Genomic DNA, 22,148 nt, shown 5'->3' on the forward strand with positions numbered 1-22,148 from the left:
TTCCCCTGGAACGTCCGCTTCAGTGCACCCCGCGTGCCCGCCTGCGTCACCGAGGGGAGCCCCTGCCCCGTGGCCATGGGACCGCACCCTCACGCGGCCCGGGACGCACGCCTGGCGGGCGAGCATGGACCGTCGCGGCGCAGGTCACGGACGCTCTAACATCGTGGCCGTGGAATCCTCCCCCTCCTGGTCCTCGCGATGCAGCATCCTGGTCATGGTGGCCCTGATGCTTGCCTCCACGGCTTGCGGCTCGGTCACCCCCTCATTGGTGGGTCCTGGTCGGAAGTGGGTGGGGCCCCTGGTTGCCGTCCCCGGAGGAGGTCATTTCCGCACGGTCATCCACTACGGCCCGTGGCAATGCAGACCCGCGTTCATGCGCTCCTGCGAGAGCAAGTGCGCGGCGACGGGCAACGTGGTCATGGGATGCATCTGGCTGGCGGACATCAAGATGGACTTCGAAGGCCCTGTCGTCCACGCGGGCAGCCGGTACGGCGTGACGCACTGCTGCTGCAACTACACACCCATTGCGCCAGCCGCGACGCGAGCGAACCGCAGTCGCTGGAACAACATCCGCGACACCTTCCGTCGTGAATGGACGAAGCGCATGGGGGCATGGCCGAGCGACGCGGGCGGCACACCCTGGCAAGGGCACCACGTCTTCGACCTGGGTCATGGTGGCGACCCTGTCGATTGGGACAACGTGATTCCGTTGCCTCAGGACCTCCACCAGTACGTCACGGACTCCTATGGCCAGTGCTATGCCGGAGCACCGCCATGGAATGGCGTGGGAGTCGATTATCCCTATGGCGAATGAACCGGAGCCGATGCGCGCGATGCTGCTGGAGATTTCCCAGCGGCATTTTCCGAATCCGCCCGCTACGGCCGAGCAGATCGAAGCCTTCGAGCAGCGGGTGGGATGGAGGTTGGATCCGGACCTGCGTGCGTTCTACCTGCATTGTGACGGAGCGGATCTCTTCGACCGGATCGATCCCCCGTTTCGTTTCCATCCGCTCGCGCAAATCGTCCGCGCGCGTGTCGCGATTCGCGGGAAGGACACCGACGACAGAGGACCCGCTCACTGGTGGTCCATCTGCGCGGTCAAGGACGGCAACTGCATCATCCTGGATGTCAGCGCGTCACAGGAAGATCGCTACTCGATCCGGGACGGCTATCGCGAGATGTTCCCCGATCCGGAGTATTGCCCGGAGATCGCACCAAGCTTCTCACGCTTTCTAGCGGAAGCACTTCGAAGCAATGGGGACTGGTTCTGGCTTAATGCCCCATAAGAATGTAGCCATCATATCAGAATCCAACATGCCAGAACTCACACAACAGTCTCCCACACTACCCCCTTCAGAGGGGGCAGCACACCTTCGCTCTCTAATGGACCGTGGAAGAAGAATGGCTTCCACACCAATCTCCGCAGCAGAACTCTCTGCGTTCAAAGCCACTTTAAAATCAGCACTTGTAGATGCCTTTGGCGAAGCTTCCGACTGGGTCGAAAGAACCATGAGCGCCGGGCAATTTTTCAACATCATCTACATGGAGGAATACGAACTCGCCGAGCAAAGACGAGAAGAGGTACACACGAAGAATCTGCTACTTGCAGAGGCAGTCCAATACCTAGACCGATCGGCAGCCCGAAGCCTGCGGTCATCCGTACCTGTCGAAGCGCCTGCGCTCGAAAAGCTAGAAGTCATTCTCCAGAGATTTCATCGAGTCGCCCTTCGACTGCGGCAACGTCATGATGACCGGCCGACGCTTAACATCACAGATGAGTACGACGTTCAGGATCTCCTTCACGCGTTACTACTCGTGTCTTTCTCTGATGTGCGTGATGAAGAAACCGGGCCAAGCCACGCCGGAGGTCGGCCACGCTTCGATTTCCTCCTCAAAGAGGAGCAGATCGTCATCGAAGTCAAAAAGACTCGTCAAAACCTGAGCATCAGGGACCTGAACGACGAACTCATTGCGGACATCGCCCGCTATCAAGCACACCCTGACTGCAAGACACTGGTCTGCTTCGTTTACGACCCAGACCACCGGATTCCCAATGTTGCGGGCTTCATCCGGGATTTGGAGCGTACCGCGTCAATAATGCCTGTTCGTGTCGTCGTCGTCCCAGTGGGGTGACTCGCCACCATGGATGGCTCTTTCCTTCTCCCTGCGAAGGAAAGAGCCCCAGGTGAATCAGCCGAAGAGCTCCTTCACCTTGTCGAAGAAGGTCTTCGACTGGGGATGGGTCTCCTCGCCGGACACCTCCGCGAAGCGCTCCAGCAGCTCGCGCTGCTTGGAGGACAGCTCCGTGGGCGTTTCGATGATGACGCGCACGTGCTGATCCCCGCGCTGCTGGCTGTGCAGGTGCGGGATGCCCTTGCCGCGCAGGCGGAACACCTTGCCGGACTGCGTGCCGGCCGGGATGGTCATCTTCACCTTGCCGTCCAGCGTGGGCACGTCGATCTTCGCGCCCAGCGCCGCCTGCGTGAAGGACACCGGCACCTCGCAGAAGACCTCGTACTCCTCGCGCTGGAACAGCGGGTGCTCGCGCACGATGACCGTCACGTACAGGTCGCCCGCGGGCGCGCCCCGGTCCCCTGGCTCGCCCATGCCGCCCAGCCGCACGCGCGTGCCGTTGTCCACGCCGCCCGGGATGGCGACCTCGATGACCTCTTCCGACGGCGTCTTGCCGGAGCCCCGGCACTTCGCGCATGGATCCGGGATGGTGGCCCCCGAGCCGCCGCAGTCACCGCACGGCCGGGACACCGCGAAGAAGCCCTGCGAGTAGCGCAGCTCCCCGCTGCCGCCGCACGCCGCGCACTGCCGGGGCGCCGCGCCGCTCTTGCTGCCGGAGCCGGAGCAGGTCTCGCACTTCTTCGGACGGGGGATGGTCACCTTCGGGCGGCAGCCGAACGCCGCCTCCTCGAAGCTGATCTCCAGGTTGTAGCGCAGGTCCGCGCCCCGGCTCTGACGCTGCCGGCCACGCCCGCCGCCACCCCCGAAGATGTCGCCGAAGATCTCCCCGAAGATGTCGTTGATGTTGACGCCCTGGAAGCCGCCGCCCGCGTCCCCGAAGGGGTTGCCCGCGTGTCCGAAGCGGTCGTACTTCGTGCGCCGGTCTGGATCGCTCAGGACCTCGTAGGCCTCCGAGGCCTCCTTGAACTTCTCCTCGGCCTCGTGGTTCCCGGGGTTGCGGTCCGGGTGGTACTGCAACGCGACCTTCCGGAACGCGCTTTTCAGGTCCTGCGCCGAGACATTCTTCTGGACGCCCAGGACCTCGTAGTAGTCGCGCTTCTGCCCTGCGGCCCCTGCCATTGAATCGAACCCCTGGAATTTGCTGGCGTTTTCAAGCTGCGTAGAGAATCGGAGTCACTATAACGCAGCGAAACACGCCAGCAATCCAGGCCCGGGTCCAACCCTTCGTGAAGCAGGGGTCGTGCGCTACACGGTCCAGACGCGGTTGACCGTCAGCTCCATGCGAGCGAGGCGGCGCTTGAGGGCCGGGTCCACGGGGCCGTTCATGGACCACTTGGGGACCACGAAGTGCAGCTCCGCGTTGTAGAGCTTCGCGGCGCTCGCCAGCAGGCTCCAGCGGTTCTCCGCGGTCGGATCATCCACCATGCCCGGGGTGACGATCTCCAGGATGATGGGCGTGCGGGCGGAGTCGGACTGGCGGCAGGTGAAGTCCGGCCGGTGGTCTTCAATGGTGCCGGAGAGCACGGGCGGCGGCATGAAGCCAGGGAGCCGGGCCTTGATGTCCGAGTAGCCGATGGTGCGGAAGTACTCGGCCATCAGCCAGAGCAGACGGCGGCGCTCTTCATCATCCACGACGGACTCGCAGCCGGGATTGAACAGGACTTCTTTCTCGGAGTTGGTTTCCATGGCGCATCTCAAGCTGTCCGCGTGTGTGGGATGCGGCAACGCAGGCGGGCGCGAGCGCTCCCTGACCGGCCGTGGGGCGGGCGGCCATGCACGCGCGCTTCCCACTCCCCTTTGGCTTGGACGGCACCGTCGCCTCGGTGACAGAGTGCGCCCCCTCCGTGGCACCCCGTCCCTCCGCGCACGTCTATCGCCGGCTCCTGGGCTACCTGCGCCCGTACCGCCGGTTGCTCCTGGCGGGCACGCTGGCCTCGCTCACCGCCGCGGCCGCCACGGCCGCGTACGCGTGGATCGTCGGGCCCCTGCTGCGCGCCGTCCTCACCGGCGCCCCCGTCACCGTCGCGGGGATGACCCTGGCGCCGGAGGCCCTGCTGTCCCGGCTGCCCCTGCTGGTGGTCGCCGTGGCGCTGGTGAAGGCCACCGCCCAGTTCCTCCAGGGCGGCCTGATGCAGCGGTTGGGCCAGCGGGTGATGGCCGACCTGAGGGGCTTTCTCTACGGCCGGCTGCTCGCCCAGCCACCGGCGTTCTTCGAGCAGCGCCACTCGGGAGAACTTGTCTCCCGGTTCACCTCGGACGTACCCCTGGTGGAGTTCTCCGTCACCCAGGCGCTGTCATCGTACGTGAGGGATGGGCTGCAGATTTGCGCACTGCTGGCGACCTGCTTCCTCATCGACGCGAAACTCTTTCTCTTCACGTTCGTCGTCGTGCCCGTGACGGTGGTGCCGGTGAGCCGCTTCGCGCGGTCGCTCAAGAAGGTGGCCACCCGCTCGCAGGCGAACCTGGGCGCGCTCAGCGCCATCACCGCCGAGCAGTTGCAGAACCTCCCCGTGGTGCAGGCCTACGGCACGGTGCCCCGCGCGCTGGAGTCGTTCGACGCGGAGGCCGAGGCCTACCTGGCGGAGATGCGCCGCTCGCTCTTCATCCGCGGCGCCTTCAGCCCCACGGTGGAGCTCTTGGGCATCGTCGGCGTGGCGGCGGCGGTGGCGTGGGGCGCCCGCGCGGTGTCCATGGACCCGACGCTGGCCGGCCGGCTGCTGTCGTTCATGGCGGCGGCCCTGCTGCTCTACCAGCCGGTGAAGTCGCTGAGCGGCACGCTGTCCCAGGTGCTCACGGGGCTGGCGGCGGCGGAGCGCCTGTTCGCGCTCGCGGACTCGCCGGTGCCGCCGGACGTGGGCGCGGAGGCGCCGCCCCTGTCGCGCGCCCTGGAGCTGTCCGGCGTGCGCGCCACCTATTCGGACGGACGCGAGGCCCTCAAGGGCGTGGACCTGACGATTCCCGCGGGCGCGCGCGTGGCGCTGGTGGGCCCGTCCGGCGCGGGCAAGACGACGCTGTTCTCCGTGCTGCTGGGCTTCCTGCCGCCGAGCGGCGGCGAGGTGAAGTGGGACGGCCTGCCGCTGTCCTCGCTCAAGGCGTCCAGCGTGCGCGCGCAGCTCGCGTGGGTGCCGCAGGAGCCGGTCCTCTTCTCCGGCACCGTGCGCCACAACCTGCGCCTGGGCCAGCCGGACGCGCCGGACGACGCGCTGTGGGAGGCGCTGCGGCTGGCGCACGCGGAGGACTTCGTGCGGGCGCTGCCCGGCGGCCTGGATGAGCCCGTGGGCGAGCGGGGCAGCCGCCTGTCCGGCGGACAACGGCAGCGGCTGGCCCTGGCGCGCGCCTTCCTGCGCCGCCCGTCCCTGCTGCTGCTGGATGAGCCCACGAGCGCCCTGGACGCCACCAGCGAGGCGGCGGTGGGCGCGGGGCTCCAGGCGCTGATGAAGGGCCGCACGGTGCTGGTCATCGCGCACCGGCTCAGCACCGTGCGCGACGCGGACCTCATCGCCGTGGTGGAGGGCGGACAGGTGGTGGAGGCAGGCACGCACGAGCAGTTGCTCGCGCTGCGGGGCCGCTACGCGCGCCTGTTGGGCGAGGGCGCCGTCGCCGCCTGAACGCCGCCCCGCGGGGCCATGGCCTTCGCTTCCGAAGGGGTGTTCATGGGCCCCCGTGCCCATCCGTCCCACGCCACCGCCGAGCTTGCGCGACCGGGCACGCCCTGCGAGCCTTCCGCCCCGGTCCATGCCTCCGACGCCGCCCCGCGAACGAGAGCCCCTGTCGCTCAACGCGCTCCTGCTGGTGCCCGCCCTGCTGCTGGCCGCGGGCGCGTGCGTCGCGGTGGCCGCCCGGCACTTCGCGCTGGCCGCCGCGTTCACCGGCACTCTGGTGCTCGTCCCGTTCGTCTTCCGGCTGTGGACGCGGCCCTGGTACCGGGGGCTCGTGCTGCGCGGCCTGGGGCTGTTCATCGCCGGCATGCACGTGCCCATGCTCGCGGGCGGCGTGCTCGCCTACGGGCGCATCGGCTGCGAGGGCGCGGACTGCGGACAGACGCTGCTCTGGAGCATCGTGCTGGCGCCCCTGGCCGGCGCCGTCTGCTCTGTCGTGTACTGGCTCGTGGGGCGTCCCCCCGTCTGAATTACAAGGAATCACGGACCCCCTATCCTCACTGGAAATGCTTGTTCCAGTCAGACCTCACGTCGCGCCCGGGCTGTTCGTCGTGGCGTTCGCCGTCCCCGCCACGGTGTGCGTGCTGGGGGGCACGCTGCCGGTGCTCCTGGGCAGTCCCGCCACGCTGGTGAGCGTGGTGAGCTCCGCGGGGGGCTTCTCCCTCCTGCTGGGGCTGGCGCTGCTGGTGGAGGTGCCGCTGCTCATGCTGGCGGCGGGCTCCACGCTGCTGGGCCGCGCGGTGCCGCTGGCGGTGATGGTGGGCATGGCGACGGTGCCGTGGACGCTGGGGCTGCTGGGCACGGAGGTGTCGCTGGAGCGGATGCAGGCGGCGCTGCCCATGGTGTCCGCCTCGGCCACGGACGCGGGCCTCGCGCTGACGGCGGGGCTGGGCAAGGCGATGGCCCCCCGGCTGCTGGGCGCCTGGACGAGCGCGGTGCTGCTGGGCGCGCTGTCGGTGGCGCTGGGCGTGGCGCGCCTCAACACGTCGCGGGCGGTGAAGGACCACACGCGCCGCAGCCTGCTCCTGGGCAGCCTGGTGTCCGCGGCGCTGGCGGGCATGGCGGTGGTGGGCACGCTGGAGGCGCACCAGCTCTTCACGCTGCTGTCGCGCCTGTCGCGGGCCCCCGGCGCGCTCCGCCCGGACCTGATGGCGGAGGGCATGGCGCAGGCGGCGCGGCTGCGCACGGTGCGCTGGAGCTGCTTCTCCTGCCTGCTGGTGCTGGGCTTCGCCTGGCTGATGACGTACCGCGCGGCGGAGGCCCGGCGGGCGCGCGCGCTGGACTGGGTGGGCGGCCTGGTGCTCACCGCCGCGGTGGCCGTCCTGCTGGTGCTGGACGCGCACCCGCTGCACACCACGCTGGGCCCGGAGCGCGTCACCACCGGCCGCAGGACGTCCGGCCCGGTCCCCACCGACGCGGACGTGACGCACCTGATGGGCGAGCGCTCGCCCCTGCGGCTCAGCTTCCCCGCAGCAGCAAGAACAGCATGAGGAGCCCCACCACGACGGCGACGCCGAAGACGGCCACCATCACCAGCCCCTCCGACTTGCGCACCACCGGGGGCAGGACCTCGTTGGGCAGCGGCTCACCGTACCGCAGCAGCACGGGCTCCGGCTCCGGGGCCACCTGGGGCGCGGGCGTTGAAGCGGCGGCGGGGCCGTCCTCGCGCGCGGGCGGCGCCACCGGCGTGAAGGTCACGGTCCGCGTGGCGACGGTCTCCCGCGCGCCGGGGTCGCGGCCCGGGGACAGGGGCCCTGGCGACGTGACGCTGGACATCTCCAGCCCCTCGCGCGCCAGCGCCAGCACGCGCTGCATGTGCAGGATGTAACGGTCCTGGCCCTCGTAGGTGGCGAGCGCCTGCGCGGCGCGGACCAGGCGCTGCGGCACCAGCTCCGGGTCCGCGCGCACCTCCGTGGACACGGGCCGCGCCTCGCCCGCCTCCACCCGGCCGGTGCGCACGCCCTGGCCGCTGGCCCAGATGCAGTGTTCATCCAGCAGCGTGAGCTCCTGGCGGCGCACCCGGCCGTCCTCGTCCACCAGGGACATCAACTCCGCGCCCTGGGGAGACAGGTGCCAGACGGTGCGCAGGCCGTTCTCCCCCAGCGGGCCTTCCACCGCGCGAGCGCGGTAGAGCTCCTGCATCGCGGACTTCAAGGGGTCGGACGAGGTTTCCACGGCCATGACTGCCGCACAGTAGGGGCGCGGCGCCCGAAACGGAAGCCGCGCCCTTCCCCGGCGTGATTGCCCCGTGCGCGGATGCCCGCCTTGTGCCTACCGTCCATTCCACGATGAGCCGTTCCAAGAACCGAGCCCCCGACTTCGTCCGCCAGTTCGAGGGTGCACAGACGCTCGACGGACTGCTGGAGCTGGCTGGCAGTCCCTGCGACACCGCCGGCGTGCTCGAGCGCATGCGCGAGGCGCGCGCGGAAGGCGCCGATGCCAGCCAGGTGATTCCCACCCTCTTCGACGGGGAGCCCCGCTTCCCGGACGCGGAGCTGGCGCGCCGCCTGTACCAGAACCTGCTGGGCCTCTGGGACGTGGTGCTGGAGGGGAAGGCGGTGCGGCTGGAGGACGGCCCCCGCCCGCCGCGCCCGAAGAAGGAGCGGCTGCAGGCGCCCGCGCCCTTCCATCCGCACGAGCCCTCCGGCGAATTCGTGGAGGCCGCCTGGCGTTACCTGGAGGACGACGACAAGGCGCGCACGCGGCTGATGCATGCGTACGAGAACCGGCAGGACAGCCTGCTGGGTGCGCTTGACGCCGCTGGCCTCACGGACGAAGGTTACGGGGTCGCCCGCCACCTGCTCTTCGAGCTGCACGCCATGCTGGAGCTGGGCTGGCCACCGGGGCTCTCGGCCGTGGATGCCAGGGCCCTGGACAGGGAACCGGACGCGCCGCCCGCGCCGGACGCCCTCCAGGAATACGTGAAGGAAGCGCTGTTCGAGGCGGAGCAGGACGAGGAGCACCCCCTCGCTCCCGAGGAGCTGGCGCAGGTGCGCACCCTCGTCCGGCGGGGACTGGCGGCGCTGTGGCGCGCCCGCAAGGGGAGATGAAGATGGCCCGAGACGACAACGACGGTGGTGGCTTCACCGGCAAGCGCAACAAGTCCTACCGCGAGCTGGACGCGCAGCGCGGCAAGAGCAAGTACCACTCGCGCCAGGACGACCCGGCGCAGCAGAAGCTGGAGCGCAGCGCCAGCTACCAGAAATACAAGACGGCCGCGGACGCCCTCTTCACCGGCGGCGAGCTGCCCGAAGGGCTGGCCAAGACGTTCGACCCCGAGGGCAAGCGCAAGGCCCAGAAGGACGCGCTGCGCAAGGTGCAGGAGTCGGAGACGCGCGCGGACTGGGTGAAGGGCGTGGTGGACTACCTGGAGAAGTATCCGGACATGCCCGAGGACGCGTACTTCCTCGACAGCCTCCTGGACCACCCGCGCGAGCGCATCGTGGACAAGGCGCTGGCGAAGCTGGAGGCGCTCCAGGAGGCGGGCACGCTCCAGAAGAAGCTGCCCAAGAGCCTGGACCAGCGGCTGAAGTCCATCGAGCTCACCGGCCTGGACCCCGACATGCAGGGCCGCGCCAAGGCGCTGCGCGAGAAGCTGCGCGCCTGATCAGCGCGCGCGCTGCTGCTGGATGAGCACCACGTCGCGCTGGCCGTCCTTGGAGGGCTGGTGCGTGAGCCGCAGCTCCGCGCCGGGCCGCGAGTACACGCCGGGCTCGTCGCCGCGCTTCCACCCGGCCTTCGTCAGGGCGGCTTCGTAGAAGGCCTCCACCTGCGGCCCCGTGAGCGGCGCCTGGAAGGTGAGCGTGCGCGACCCCTCCGCGTTGACGCGCAGCACGCCGCTCGCCTGTGGCGGCAGCGGCGCGAAGTCCCCGGATGCGTCCTGTGGACGCGCCAGCGCGTGGTTGGCCTCGCCCAGGTAGAGCGTGGTGGTGCCGTCCGGCTGCGGCATCATCACCACGGTGTAGGTGATGCGCCGCTTCGGGTCCAACGCGGTGAGCATGGCGGCGTTGTTCGCGTACTGCGCCTGCTCCTTGCCGGGCGGCACGTAGAGGCCGCCGTCGCGGAACGCGTCCGCGAAGCGCTGCACCAGGTCGCGGATGTTCTCCTTCACGTGCACCGCGCGCAGCGCCACCGGGATGCCCCCCGCCTCCACGATGTCGCTGGACTCCACGTGGGCGAGCACCTGGAGCTGGGGCCACGCGAAGCGCGGCCCGGCCGGTGCGCCCGCGTCCGGCACGCCCGCGTCGGGGGACGCATGGGCCCGGGCGGACAGGCCCAGCATCAGGCAGAGCGACGCGCCCGCCACGCGCCCGGCCCGGCTCAATGCGGCACGCCTCCCAGCCACTTGCCCTCGCGGTGGACGTCGTACTTGGGGCTGATGTTGGTGGCCTTGAAGGGCGTCGTCTCCCAGACGGTCTGGTTGCCCGCGTGCGAGCCGCCGATGCTCTGCTCGTAGTGGCTCTCCTGGCCGCGGAAGCTCATGAAGAACTGGTCCTCGTTCACGCCGCCCTCCGCGCCCACGCCGGCCATCAGCGCGCTGCCCGCGTTCCCGCCGCCGCCGTTCTCGCGGTACACGCGCTGCGCCCAGTTGTAGTAGTCCAGGTTCCCGCAGGCGCCGCCGCTGTCGATCTGGAGCGGGCACTCCTGGCCCTGCGCCACGGTGGACAGGCCCCAGTCGTCCAGCAGCATGAAGAAGCGCCGGGTGCAGCGCCCGTTGGACGCGCGCCCCGCCGCGCACACCACGAACGGGTCGGTGGCGCGCCGGTGCGACACCTTGAAGAACTCCGGCTCCATGAACGTGCCCAGCCGCTCCGCGCGCATCCGGGTGGAGGCGGTGCACGAGATGCCGTCCGACTGCACGTCCATGGCCTGGCTCAGCGCCGTCGTGACCGGATCCGCGTCCTGTGGGCGGGTGCCCAGGATTTGGATGTCGCTGCCCGCGGGCCGCGTCGGCTCGCAGTCCACCTGGATGCGCGTGGCGCGCGCCAGGGCCAGTTGGAACGTCATGGCGCCGCTGGTGCGGCCCGCGCGCCCGTCGAAGTCCTGGTAGCGCCCGGCGGCCTCCGCGGACGCCAGCGCTTCGGCGTGGGAGCGCTGGAAGACGCCGTTCTGTGGGTTGTGCATCACGTGCCCGGTGGCCTCCCACAGCGCGAAGTTGGCGGCCTCCTGCACCTTGAGCGTCAGCGCGCTCACCTCCGCGAAGTAGATGCCGAACATCAGCACGGTGACGAACACCAGCGACCCCAGCGCCGTCTCGACGAGCGCCTGTCCGCGGCGCGACCTGGAAGCCCTCGCGTCCATCAGTACCGCCCGCCCGTCTTGCTGCCGCCCCGGTAGCCCGCGGCGTCCAGCCGGCGCAGCGCGTCCGCGTGCTCGGTGAAGCCCGCCTGCTGCAGGCTGCGCGCGGGCTTGTCGTCGCGGGCGCCCTCGGTGCTCACCAGCGTGGCGCGCCAGAAGGGGTTGAGGAAGTTGGGGGGCTCCTCCCAGCCGCCGCCCGCCGCCGCCGGCCGGGGCCGGTGGTAGTAGGCGAGCCCCGCGGACAGGGCCACCTGGTTGCGCTGCACGTCCTCCAGGCCGGTGGGCTGGATGCGCCCCAGCGGCGCGGCGTTGTCGAACTCCGTCTCCTGGTTCGCGAACTTGAAGGTGAACAGCAGGTTCCACGGGTCCGGCTTCGCCCGGCGCGACGCGCTGGCGTAGTCGCGGTGGAGCATGGCGTACAGCTTGGGCTGGCCGAAGTCGTTCTCATCCGGGCGGGCGCCGTTCAGGTGCCCCGCGTTGAAGCCCACCGCGTGCGGCCAGATGCCGGGGCACACGTTGCAGGCGCCCAGCGTGTGGCGCTCGTCCACGGTGGTGTTGTTCTCCGCGCCCTGCCCCGGGGGCGGCTTGCCCGCGCCGTAGACGTGCTGGTCCTGCTTGGACTGGAGCTCGTCGGACATCACCCACGCGTCCGTCGCGGCGCCGGGGACGACGGTGCCGTCCGGGCAGGTGACCACCACCGCGCGCCCGTGGTCGTGCGCCCACGAGTTGCGGCCGGAGATGGTCTCGTACGTGGAGGAGTCCATCGAGGAGGCGCTGCCGTAGCGCTTGAAGCCGGGGTTGTGCGCCGCGGCGCCCGAGCCGAAGCCCGCGCTGCCGGACGCCCGGTTGTGCACCCACGTCCAGCCCAGGCTGCCCATGGTGGCGTTCAGGTTGACGGTGCTCTGCCCTCCGGCGAGCGCCACCGCGCCGGAGCTGTCCGGCACGCCGCCGGTGCGCTCCTGCTCCTGGAACTGCTCGAAGCTGGTGCCGGTGGACGACCCGCCCGACACCTCCGCCAGCGACTTGTTGGCGCCCGCGGGCGGGGCCTCCAGCTCGCCGTTGATCTCCCGGGCGATGTGCTTCGTGAGCTTCTGGCCCGCCAGGTGCGTGCCCACCAGCGTGTTGTACATGGCCAGCTCCGCGCGGAACATGGTGCTCGCGCGCCCCTGCAACTGCGCCACCTGCGTGGCCGCCGCCTCGTCCAGGCCGGACCAGACGGTGGACGGCATGGCGCAAGGGGACGCCTGCCGCGCGGCGTAGTGCTGGCTGCCGTAGCTGATCATCGACTGCGTGCCCGCCATGGCCACCATGTGGGCAATCTGGGCGCGGTTCATCACCGCGATGGCGTTGAACGTGCGCGCCGTGGACACCGCCTGGCTGTAGGCCGCCGCGTCCGCCGCCATCTGGATTTCGACGCGCTCCTTGGCGCGCATGCCGAAGCCCAGCGTCCCCAGCACCATCAACGTCAGCAGCAGGAGCGTCAGCGAGAACAGCACCAGCGCCTGGCCGCGTCCGTGCCTCAGAAGCCGTGCAGGCTGCATCCGGCACCTCCCTGGAAGTTCGCCGCCTTCACGGGCGTCATCATCCGCATGGCCGCGTGCACCTGGATGGGGAACAGGTAGTGCCCCTGCGCGTTCCAGCGCACCATCCGGTCCCCCAGGTCGCCGCCGGGCCAGTCATCCGGCCCCAGCTCCACGTCCGTGTCCGCCCACCAGTCCGACTTCTTCTGCGCCGGGTTGAGCGGGTTCGCGTCCGTGTAGTTCTTGAGGTGGAACTGGGCCAGGAACATGCGGCTCATCACCCAGTCCGCGAACGGGATGCGCATGTAGTACCAGGCCACCATGCGGATCTCGAGCGTGCGCTGGCGCATCAGCGCCGCGTCGTCCGTGGGCACGTCGAAGAGCAGGTCCTCCTCCCCATGGCCGCGCACCCACGCGACGCTCGGGGACTCGCGGACGATTTCGACCATGGGCCCCTCGGTGAAGAGCGTCCCCTTGGAGCCGCGCACGCGCAGGAAGTTGCGCTTGCGCGCGTCGAAGGCGTTGGCCAACTGCGCGGGTGTGCGCGTGTGCTCCACCGTGGGCAGCATCGTCACCAGGGCCGCGTGCGTCATCGCCTCGCAGCTTCCGTGGTTCAAGCTGCCCGCGCGCACCGCGCGGTACACCGCCACCTGCGCCAGGATGCGGCCCTGCAGCAGCATGAAGAGCTGCAGCGTGCCCAGCACCATGAACACCACGAGCGGCATGCACAGCGCCGCCTCCACGGCGGCCTGACCGGACTGGTGCTGCCGACGGAGGGAAGGGGGAAGGGCCATGGGGGAGGCTGCCTTCCTCCTAGATTCTCGATGATTGGGGAATCGGTCAAATGGCCGGAACGCCGGCCGTGACGATTCCATTGTGACACAACTGTTTACTCAGCGATTGAGGGTGAACCCGCAGGCCGCGTCCAGCACCACCTTCGCCCCCGCGAGCGCCTGGAGCAGGCGCTCGTAGTGATGGCGCTCCGCGTCAACCTGGGCGTCCACCGCTTCCGGGGGCAGGCCCTGGTGGGAGAGGGACAGGCGCAGGCGGGCGGCGGCCGCGTCCCGCTCCGCCTCGATGGCGGCCCGGGCCTTCTTCGCGGACCGGCCGAGCTCCGCCTCGGCGGCGGCCAGGGCCACGGGCAGCGCGGCGTCCACGAAGGCGCCGAAGCCGGGGAAGGCCTGGTGGACCTCGTCCCCCTTCAGGGCCTTGCCCTCCGACTCCAGGGCGGCGAGCACGGAGGGGTCGGCCACGGGGCCCTGCGGGCCGTCCACCACGGCGACGGGCAGCAGGGTGCGGGCGAGGAAGCGCGCCAGTTGGCGGCTGGGCACGCGCGCGCCGGGCGAGGTGTCCTGGGGCTCCGGGAGCTGGACGTGGAAGAGCAGCTCCAGGCCGCGCGCGGGCTTCTTCACGCCGCGCTTCTCGATGTGGCGGAAGCCGCTGCGGCCGTAGGGGCCGTCCTTCAGGAAGCCGAACAGCGCCTCCACCAGCGGGTGGCCGGTGGCGAAGTACTCCAGCTCCTCCGCCTCCACGGCGGTGTCGCGCCAGAAGGTGCCCAGCACGGTGCGGTCCTGCATCACGTCGATGCCGGGCAGGCCCTCGACGTTGAGCGCGTGGCCGAACTGGAAGGCCACCTGGAAGGCCTCCACCTGCTCGTCGGTGTCCACGCCAATGCCCACGCGGCGCGCCAGCTCCGTGACGGTCTCCTCCAGGCGCTCGTCCAGGTCGCGCGCCACGCTCCACAGCCCATCCTCCAGCGGCGCGGCCTCCTCGTCGGAGTCCTCCTCGGGCTCCTCGCCCATGCGCTCCTGCGCGCGCGCCACCAGCCGGGCCACGGCGGGCTTGTCGAAGCTGCGCACGTCCAGCAGCGGGTCATACGCGCGCTTCACCTGCTCGCGCGCCGCCTCCACGCGGGCCTTCAGCTCCGCGGCGTACTCCACGCGCGCCTCGCGGGGCAGCAGGGCCAGGTCCGCGATGCGGTCCTCCACCTCCTCCAGCACCGCGTCCAGGCCGCCCACCGTCTCACCGAAGACGCCCACGGCGTCCGCCAGCAGCATCAGCACGTCCGACGCGAGCGTGCCCGCGGGGTCGAAGACGTGGATCTCCACCGGGTGCGTCTGGCCAATGCGGTCCAGGCGGCCGATTCGCTGCTCCACCGTGGAGGGGCTCCACGGCAGGTCGTAGTGCACCAGGTGGTGCGCGAACTGGAAGTTGCGGCCCTCGCCGCCCACCTCCGTGCACAGGAGCACGCGGGGCCCCTCCGGGTCGCGGAAGCGCGCCACCTGCCGGTCGCGCTCCACGAGCGGCAGGTCGCCGTGGTAGCCCAGCGCCTCCACGCCCTCGCGAGACAGCTCCGACTGGAGCGACTCCAGCGTGTCGCGGCTCTCCGTGAACACGAGCACCTTGGCGCGCGGCTCCGCCTTCCAGACGCCGCGCAGCACGTCCACGAACGCGAGCAGCTTCGCGTCCCGGCCGGTCAGCTTCAGGTCCGCGCCCTTGAGCGCCGGGTTGGACCTCACCGCGCCCGCGAACGCCGCGGGGCTGGACTCCAGCCGGCGCAGCACGTTGGCCAGCGGCGCGCCGCGGAGCGTGCCCTTCGCCAGCGTGGCCAGGGCCGCGTCGCGCGCCTTCAGCTCCTCCGGCGTGAGCCGCACCGGGTGCCGGTGGAGCCTGCGCGTGGAGAAGCCGCCCACCACCGCGCGCCGGTTGCGCACCAGCCGGTCCGACAGGCTGTACGTCTCCGCCAGGTGCGCGAGCAGCGCCTCCCTGTCCTTCAGCGTCTGGAGCCGCGCGTCCTCCGGGAAGCGCTTCGCCAGCGCGGCCACGGCGGCCTTCGCGTCCTGGCCGTCGCCCTGGCCCTCCATGAGCGCGCGCACCGCGGCGGACAGCTCCTCCTGGCGCTGGAGCCGCGCCTCGAAGCCCTTCACGGACGGCGCCGTGGCCGCGTCGATGAGGGTGAGCAGGCCGTGGTACTCCGCCGGGTCCAACTGCATGGGCGTGGCGGTGAGCAGGAGCAGGCCCCACGAGTTCGCGGCCAGCCCCTTCGCGGCGGCGAAGGCCTTCTCGCCCTTGAGGTGGTGCGCCTCGTCGATGATGACCAGGTCCCAGAAGGCGTCCTCGGCGGCCACCTCCTCGCGGTGCTCGCGGGTGCGGCTGAGCAGCTCCAGGCTGGTCACCACCAGCGGGAAGCGCGCCCACGGGGAGACGTCCGGCGCCTCCTTCAGCGACTGCTCGTAGCGGTCCGAGTCCATCAGCGTGAAGAGCTGGTTGAACTTGTGGAACAGCTCCACCAGCCACTGCACCGTGAGGTGGCTGGGCGCCACGACGATGCACCGCCGCGCCAGGCCCACCAGCCGCAGCGCGCTGAACACCATGCCCGCTTCAATCGTCTTGCCCAGGCCCACTTCGTCCGCCAGCACGAAGCGCGGCCGGCGCGCGGACAGCACGCGCTGCACCACGCCCACCTGGTGCGGCTTCACCATCACCCGGCTGGCCAGCAGCGCGCCCAGCGCGTCACCCCGGCGCTCGTCGTCCAGCACCAGCGCCTGCTTGCGCAGCATGAACGCCTTCGCGTCCCCCACCCGCCCGTCGCGCAGCGTGGACAACAGGTCGGAGCGCGGCGCCAGCGCGCGGACCTCGGACTCCGGCAGCTCGTCCTCCTCGCCCGTGTCCTCGAAGCGCACCACGTAGCGGCGCAGCCCGCGCGCGCCCGGCTCCTCGCCCAGGATGGTGGCCTTGCGCCCCTTCGGCGTCTGGATGGGCTCACCCCTGGGCAACGGGTAGGGCACCAGCGCACCGCCGCGCGTGGACACCAGCACCGGCGCATCCTCGCGGGACGGGAAGGCGATGAGGGCCTTGGCCCCCTGCTCCTGCAGCGACACCAGATGCCCCACGCCCCATTCGGGCTGCGGGAGGTAGCGGACCTTCAGACCTTCGACGAGAGACGCCATATGCCGTGCAACACCCGGGTGACGAGGAGGGGGGCGCTCATAACGTCCCGGCGCCCGGAAGGCCATTTCGCAGGCACCTCCATCCCTTCCAACCCCTTGATTCCAGGCCCGAGTTCCCGGAAGGAGCGCCGCGCACCGTCCAGCATCCGACAGCCCCGCCGCGTCCTGCCCGCCAGGAATTTCCCATCCTCGCGGGTAGGGTCCATGATTTCATGACAAACAGGTAAAAACAGGGTTATAGGATACCCTGCCCGACAGTGCGATGTCGCTCACCCCACCTTTTCGGTGATGTTGAGCGTCCTTCTGCACAGAAGCGCTCGGTGCCGTCGGGGGGGAGTGCCACATGCTGCGACGTTGGACCTTCGCTCAGCGGGTCGGAGCGGGTCTGTCCGTGTGCCTTCTGGCCGGACTCATCCTGCTTGCCACCCTGGTGTTCGCGGCCCACACGCTGACGGTGGACGACGGGGCCCTCTTCCATCACGTCGCGGACATCCTCGCGGGCCTGCTGGGCCTGGGCGCCCTGGTCGCGCTGGTGATGGTGCTGCGCAACGCGCTGGGTCCCATGCACGCGGAGGCCGTGCAGAGCGAACAGCGGCTGCACCTGTTCATGGATGGCGTGAGCGACTACGCGCTGTGCTTCCTGGAGCCGGATGGGACGGTGTCCTGCTGGAGCACGGGCGCGGAGCGGCTCACCGGGTGGACGTCCTCCGACATCGTGGGCCAGCGCGTGGAGGTGCTGCACGTGCCGGACGCGGTGGCGCACGAGCTGCCCGCCTCCCACCGCGAGCGGGCCGCGCGCGAGCGGCGCCTCCAGTCGGAGGGCTGGCGGATGCGCAAGGACGGCTCGCGCTTCTGGGCGGAGACGCTGCTCACCGCGCTCTACGCGGAAGGGGGCACGCTGCAGGGCTTCGCGGAGGTGACGCGCGACATCACCGAGCGCAAGCGCACCGAGCGCATGCAGGCGCTGCTCGCGGAGGCCGGCCGCGTCCTTCAGCCGCAGGCCGGCGCCAAGGAGCTGGGAAACGCGCTCACCCGCCTGTGCGTGCCGGAGGTCGCGGACGCGTGCGTGCTCTACCTGCCGGACGGCCAGGGCGTGCGCCCCGGCGCGGTGGCGTGCGCGGACGCGGCCACCCAGGCGCGGCTGTGGGAGCCGCTGATGCGCAGGCCGTCCCAGGACGAGCCCGGCCCCGCGCGCGTCATGCACACCGGCCGCGCCGAGCGCTTCGCGGAGGTGGACCCGGACCGGCTGCCCTCCTCCGTCAGCGACAGTACCTGCGCGGAGCTGTGGCGCGCGCTGGGCGTGCGCTCCGCGCTGAGCGTGCCGCTCGTCGTGGACAACCGCGTGCTGGGCGCGCTGTGCCTCTTGTCCACCCGGCCGCACCGCCACTACGGCGCGGTGGACCAGGCCTTCATCGAAGAGCTGTCCGCCCGCGCCGCGCTGGCGCTGGACAACGCCCGCCTGCTCGCGGCGACGCAGAACGCGCTGGAGCTCATTGGCGTGGCGGCGCACGACCTGGGCACCCCGCTCAGCTCCCTGCAACTGCGCCTGCGCCGCGTGCGCCTGCAGTGCGCGCCCGCGGACGCACAGGACCCGCGCCTGCGCGAGGGGCTGCTGCTGGCCGAGGACGAGACGAAGCGCCTGGGCCAGTTGGTGCACAACCTGCTGGACCTGTCGCGCCTGTCCGGCGGCCGGCTGGTGCTGGAGGCCCGCCCCATGGACCTGGCGGAGCTGGCCCACGAGGTGGCCGCCCGCCACGAGGACCAGGCCGCCGCCGCCGGCTGCGCCCTCACCGTCCACGCCCGGAGCGCGGCCCGCGGCCGCTGGGACCGCCAGCGCCTGGACCGCGTCCTCACCAACCTGGTCAGCAACGCCCTCAAGTTCGGCCGGGGTCAGCCGGTGGAGGTGCATGTGAACGTGGATGAGCACTCACACCGGGTCCAGATGTCGGTGCGGGACCACGGCGCCGGCATCCCCGCGGAGGCCCAGCAGCGCCTGTTCACCCGCTTCGAGCGGGTCACGACGGACAGCCGCGCGCCGGGCTTCGGCCTCGGCCTCTACATCGTCCGCCAGCTCGTCGAGGCCCACGGCGGCACCATCCGCGTCCACTCGCGGCCCGGAGAGGGCTCGGAGTTCACCGTCGAACTCCCGTTCACCCAGGAAGCACAGGAGGAAACGGGAAACGTGATTCGAGCCTGACCCTCCTGGGTGGGTTGCGCCCCATGAGCCCTTCTCATTCAGTCACGAACAGTTCGAATTCGCCTCTGAGCAGAATTATTCTCAGAAGTTGAATCGGTCTGTTGATTGTGGATATTCTCCGTACGGCTAGAACTGCTTGTTTCCGGCAAAGCCGGATTTGAGCGCGACCCTCCGCCAGCGTCCCCCCGACGCCAGGGCACCCGGGTCCACTGGCCGCGACGCTGCTCCGGCAGCCGTCCGCACATACGCGTTCGGAGGAGTCCCCTCATGGGTGGAGCTGTCACGATTCGGGAGCTGTGTCCTCGCACTTCCTCCCGCCTGTTCACGGCGGGCCGCGCGAGCCTGCTGGCGGCGCTCGCCAGCCTGACGGTGGCGTGCGGTGGTCCGGAGTCCACGGAGCTGGCGCCTTCCGCCCCCATGGAGTCCGGTGCCGAGTCCGGTGCCGAGCCCCAGCTCGCGACGCAGGGCCAGGACCTGTCGCTGGGCGGCGGCAACCGCGAGGCCCCCGTGGGCCTGGCGCTGGAGGTGGACAACGGCCAGGGCGTGCCGCTGAAGGTGAAGGCCGGGCAGACCTTCTGGGTGAACCAGATTGACCTGCGCGCCTCCATCAACGCCACCCGGGACGAGGGCGTGGACGGCCTGCGCCAGAACAGTGACTTCCTGGCCATTGGGTGGGCGGGTGTGCGCCTGGCGGACCAGGAGTTCGTGGGCCTGTCGAACCCGGACGGCACGTTCACCCGCCGCCGCTTCTACCGGGACGCGGCGTGGATGAAGGCGACCAGCCTCTTCACGGTGGAGCCGGTGGACGCGCGCGGCGTGCTGACGGGCGCGCCGGTGCTGCTGAACATCGGCAGCGACGACACCCGCCGCACGGAGCGTGACGACTTCTTCATCCGCCGCATGCGCGCCATCCAGTGGACGCGCGACTGCCGCTCGCTCACGGACTGCACCGGCGCCACGGCCTATGAGGAAGAGGCCCTGGTGGAGCTGCGCAACGCGTACGAGCACGCGAAGAAGCAGACCCTCACGTTCAACGCCCGCACGGTGGGGCTGCGCCTGCGCTGGAGCCTGCGCCCGTTCGCCCCCTACTTCATCCCGGTCACCCAGGTGTCCAAGCCGGAGTTCAGCTACGGGTTCGGCATCGACATCAAGCCCCTGACGGCGCCCCGCAAGGACGGCACGTACGCCCCCGGGTCACAGGTCACCTTCCAGATGACCCTGAAGGACGGCAAGGGCAAGCGCCTGCACCCGGCCGGGAGCCTCCCAACCTACAATGAGGTCGCACCTCCGGGCGCTCCCGGCAGCCCGGCGGGGATCCAGTACTATCAGGCCTTCTTCAACCCCACGACGACCTACTATCGCCGCAAGCACCAGGAACGGATGATGATGACGCAGCTCATCGGGCCGGCGCAGGACATCCAGCCCATCCGGACCATCGTCGACCTGGAGGCCTTCCTGGATGACTCGCAGGACGTGCAGACCATCGCCACCCCGGCGCGCGACGGCGTCTATGCGCAGTTCATGACCTTCCCCCCGTCCAACAAGCTGTTCGGCGGCGCCTTCTTCCCCAACGACGGCCGCTGGGACGCGCCCGTGAGCGACACCTGGACCTACACCCTGCCCGCGGACGTGAAGCCCGGCACCTACCTGGTGACCGCCAAGGCGCGCCGCGTGTACATGGGCGAGGACGTGCCGGCGTCGCGCACCATCGAAATCCAGGTGGGGACGAAGACGCACACCAGCGCGGTGCTGACCACGGGTCCGTGCAACACCTGCCACAGCAAGGGCGGCGAGCTGGGTGAAGTCCTGCATGCGAACGACAACCGCGCGGCGTGCTCGTCGTGCCATGCTCCGCTGGGCTTCGAACTGGAAGGTCCCATCTTCGTGCGCACGCACTTCATCCACTCGCGCTCCAACCGCTTCGACGCGCCCCTGGAGAAGTGCTCGTCCTGCCACCTGAAGCAGGAGACCACGCAGCGCACCAGCAAGGCCGCGTGCCTGTCGTGCCACAAGAGCTACCCGGAGAGCCACGTGGCCAGGTTCGGCCCCATCGAGTCCATGTACGTCGGCGGGGGCCGCGAGTCGTTCCAGCAGTGCACCGGCAGTTGTCACAAGACACACCCCGGCAGCGGCTTCTAGCCGCCGCCGGTTCGCACGGAGGTCCTCATGGCGCACGTGAAGATGCAGACGGCTCGTTCCACCCTCACGGATCCGGTCGCCGTCGCCGAGGACCTCCTGCGCCAGTTGCACGGCCCCCCGCCGAAGCTGGTGACGCTGTTCGCGGCCCGCCAGCGGGACCAGCGCGCCCTCAACCGCGCGCTGCGGGAGCGGCTGCCCAAGGACACCCGGCTGGTGGGCGCCACCACCGCCGGGGAGCTGGACAACAACGGCATCCACGAGAACAGCGTGGTGATGGGCGCGCTGTCCGGCGACTTCGAGGTGGGCCTGGGCCTGGGCAGCGGCCTGGCCGGGGACGCCATCGCCGCGGGCGCCATGGCCATCAAGCGCGCGTGCGAGGAGCTGGGCGTGCGCCAGCAGGACCTGGACGCGCGCCGGTACGTGGGCCTCGTGATTGACGACGGCTTCCGCTACAAGAAGGAAGAGCTGCTGCTGGGCATCCTGGAGAAGAACCAGACCCTGGTGCTCGTGGGCGGCGGCGCCAGCGATTCGGAGACGGACCCCGCGCGCCAGTCCGCGCTCATCCACGTGGATGGCGAGGTGGCCGGCGACGGCGTGCTGGTGGCCCTGTTCAAGACGAACGCCCCCTGGGCCGCGCTGCGCTCGCACTGGTACGTGCCCACCGGCGAGCGGCTCACCATCACCAAGGTGGACGAGACGCACACGCGCGCGCTGGAGATTGACGGCAAGCCCGCGGCGCGGCGCTACGCGGACATCCTGGGCGTGGAGAACATCGCGGACCTGGAGTTCGGGCGGCCGGGCGGCTTCGCGTCACGCCCCACCGCGCTGAAGGTGGGCCGCGAGTACTTCATCCGCGCCGCCTGGCGTCCCCTGGAGGACGGCTCCATCCTGTTCGCCAACCTCCTGGAGGAGGGCAGCGAGCTGGACCTGATGAAGGCCGGCGACCTGGCGGCCATGACGCGGGACTTCTTCCAGGAGGAGCTGCCCAGGCGGGTACAGAACCCCCAGGCCGCCCTCCTGTTCCACTGCAGCGGACGCATGTGGTACGCGGGAGCCACTGGCACGGTGCCGAAGCTCTCCGAGGCCATGAAGCTCGCGCCTTCCGCCGCTGGGATGAACGTGCACTTCGAGATCTACTCGGGGTTCCACATCAACACCACGCTGACCGTGCTCGCGTTCGGCTCCAACTAAG

Annotated in this window: 19 protein-coding genes; 11 read left to right on the forward strand and 8 right to left on the reverse strand. The window is 70.4% G+C overall.

Annotated elements, in window-relative coordinates; all coding sequences use genetic code 11:
• The first annotated feature begins 373 nt into the window (after nt 1–373).
• From K8556_RS07640 to K8556_RS07650, 3 genes are all read left to right on the forward strand, one after another.
• Complete coding sequence (locus K8556_RS07640) at nt 374–814, forward strand: hypothetical protein (protein WP_223739365.1); 441 nt, start codon at nt 374–376, stop codon at nt 812–814.
• Nucleotides 804–1,286 carry an SMI1/KNR4 family protein gene (locus K8556_RS07645; RefSeq protein ID WP_223739366.1) on the forward strand — a complete coding sequence of 161 codons (483 nt, stop codon included), beginning with the start codon at nt 804–806 and terminating at the stop codon, nt 1,284–1,286. Before K8556_RS07640 ends, K8556_RS07645 begins: the two co-directional genes overlap by 11 nt.
• Nucleotides 1,287–1,401: 115 nt before the next feature.
• Nucleotides 1,402–2,133 carry a hypothetical protein gene (locus tag K8556_RS07650; RefSeq protein WP_223739367.1) on the forward strand — a complete coding sequence of 244 codons (732 nt, stop codon included), beginning with the start codon at nt 1,402–1,404 and terminating at the stop codon, nt 2,131–2,133.
• A 57-nt stretch (nt 2,134–2,190) separates the two neighbouring features.
• Here K8556_RS07650 and dnaJ read toward each other — a convergent pair whose 3' ends face one another.
• Together dnaJ and K8556_RS07660 are read right to left on the reverse strand one after the other, a co-directional pair.
• Nucleotides 2,191–3,312 (reverse strand): molecular chaperone DnaJ, encoded by a 1,122-nt coding sequence (gene dnaJ, locus K8556_RS07655; RefSeq protein ID WP_223739368.1) that lies wholly within the window; start codon nt 3,310–3,312, stop codon nt 2,191–2,193.
• Between the two features lie 126 nt (nt 3,313–3,438).
• Complete coding sequence (locus K8556_RS07660) at nt 3,439–3,879, reverse strand: hypothetical protein (RefSeq protein WP_014393482.1); 441 nt, start codon at nt 3,877–3,879, stop codon at nt 3,439–3,441.
• Between the two features lie 158 nt (nt 3,880–4,037).
• Here K8556_RS07660 and K8556_RS07665 point away from each other — a divergent pair, with 158 nt between their 5' ends.
• From K8556_RS07665 to K8556_RS07675, 3 genes are all read left to right on the forward strand, one after another.
• Entirely contained in the window at nt 4,038–5,801 is a 1,764-nt protein-coding gene (locus K8556_RS07665) for an ABC transporter ATP-binding protein (protein WP_223739369.1), read from the forward strand.
• Nucleotides 5,802–5,928: 127 nt separating this feature from the next.
• Nucleotides 5,929–6,321: a hypothetical protein gene (locus K8556_RS07670; protein WP_223739370.1), complete on the forward strand. Its 393-nt coding sequence runs from the start codon at nt 5,929–5,931 to the stop codon at nt 6,319–6,321.
• Between the two features lie 82 nt (nt 6,322–6,403).
• Nucleotides 6,404–7,342: a hypothetical protein gene (locus tag K8556_RS07675; protein ID WP_223739371.1), complete on the forward strand. Its 939-nt coding sequence runs from the start codon at nt 6,404–6,406 to the stop codon at nt 7,340–7,342.
• Here K8556_RS07675 and K8556_RS07680 read toward each other — a convergent pair.
• Complete coding sequence (locus K8556_RS07680) at nt 7,311–8,033, reverse strand: hypothetical protein (RefSeq protein WP_223739372.1); 723 nt, start codon at nt 8,031–8,033, stop codon at nt 7,311–7,313. The two genes, K8556_RS07675 and K8556_RS07680, sit on opposite strands and share 32 nt — an antisense overlap.
• Nucleotides 8,034–8,140: 107 nt before the next feature.
• Between K8556_RS07680 and K8556_RS07685 the strand changes: the two genes are divergently transcribed.
• Nucleotides 8,141–8,902: a hypothetical protein gene (locus K8556_RS07685; RefSeq protein ID WP_223739373.1), complete on the forward strand. Its 762-nt coding sequence runs from the start codon at nt 8,141–8,143 to the stop codon at nt 8,900–8,902.
• Nucleotides 8,903–8,904: 2 nt separating this feature from the next.
• Nucleotides 8,905–9,459 (forward strand): hypothetical protein, encoded by a 555-nt coding sequence (locus K8556_RS07690; RefSeq protein ID WP_171435580.1) that lies wholly within the window; start codon nt 8,905–8,907, stop codon nt 9,457–9,459.
• Here K8556_RS07690 and K8556_RS07695 read toward each other — a convergent pair whose 3' ends face one another.
• The 5 genes from K8556_RS07695 to K8556_RS07715 form a co-directional block, all read right to left on the reverse strand.
• Nucleotides 9,460–10,176: a hypothetical protein gene (locus K8556_RS07695; RefSeq protein ID WP_223739374.1), complete on the reverse strand. Its 717-nt coding sequence runs from the start codon at nt 10,174–10,176 to the stop codon at nt 9,460–9,462.
• The gene (locus K8556_RS07700) at nt 10,173–11,153 is read right to left on the reverse strand and encodes a TadE/TadG family type IV pilus assembly protein (protein WP_223739375.1); all 981 of its coding nucleotides are present in this window, start codon (nt 11,151–11,153) and stop codon (nt 10,173–10,175) included. Before K8556_RS07700 ends, K8556_RS07695 begins: the two co-directional genes overlap by 4 nt.
• Complete coding sequence (locus K8556_RS07705) at nt 11,153–12,691, reverse strand: pilus assembly protein (RefSeq protein WP_223739376.1); 1,539 nt, start codon at nt 12,689–12,691, stop codon at nt 11,153–11,155. Before K8556_RS07705 ends, K8556_RS07700 begins: the two co-directional genes overlap by 1 nt.
• Nucleotides 12,670–13,464 (reverse strand): TadE/TadG family type IV pilus assembly protein, encoded by a 795-nt coding sequence (locus K8556_RS07710; protein ID WP_223739377.1) that lies wholly within the window; start codon nt 13,462–13,464, stop codon nt 12,670–12,672. Before K8556_RS07710 ends, K8556_RS07705 begins: the two co-directional genes overlap by 22 nt.
• A gap of 99 nt (nt 13,465–13,563) precedes the next feature.
• On the reverse strand, nt 13,564–16,620 hold the full coding sequence (locus K8556_RS07715) for a helicase-related protein (protein WP_223739378.1): 3,057 nt from the start codon (nt 16,618–16,620) through the stop codon (nt 13,564–13,566).
• A 343-nt stretch (nt 16,621–16,963) separates the two neighbouring features.
• On the opposite strand from K8556_RS07715, the gene K8556_RS07720 reads away from it, so the two are divergent.
• The 3 genes from K8556_RS07720 to K8556_RS07730 all read left to right on the forward strand — a co-directional run bounded on the left by K8556_RS07720 (nt 16,964) and on the right by K8556_RS07730 (nt 22,147).
• The gene (locus K8556_RS07720) at nt 16,964–18,817 is read left to right on the forward strand and encodes an ATP-binding protein (protein ID WP_223739379.1); all 1,854 of its coding nucleotides are present in this window, start codon (nt 16,964–16,966) and stop codon (nt 18,815–18,817) included.
• A 267-nt stretch (nt 18,818–19,084) separates the two neighbouring features.
• Entirely contained in the window at nt 19,085–20,956 is a 1,872-nt protein-coding gene (locus tag K8556_RS07725) for a cytochrome c3 family protein (protein ID WP_223739380.1), read from the forward strand.
• 27 nt (nt 20,957–20,983) lie between these two features.
• Nucleotides 20,984–22,147, forward strand: coding sequence for an FIST signal transduction protein (locus K8556_RS07730; protein WP_223739381.1), 1,164 nt, complete (start codon nt 20,984–20,986; stop codon nt 22,145–22,147).
• The last annotated feature ends 1 nt before the right edge of the window (nt 22,148 follow it).

The sequence above is a fragment of the Corallococcus sp. AS-1-12 genome (assembly GCF_020036995.1).
Classification (GTDB): Bacteria; Myxococcota; Myxococcia; order Myxococcales; family Myxococcaceae; genus Corallococcus.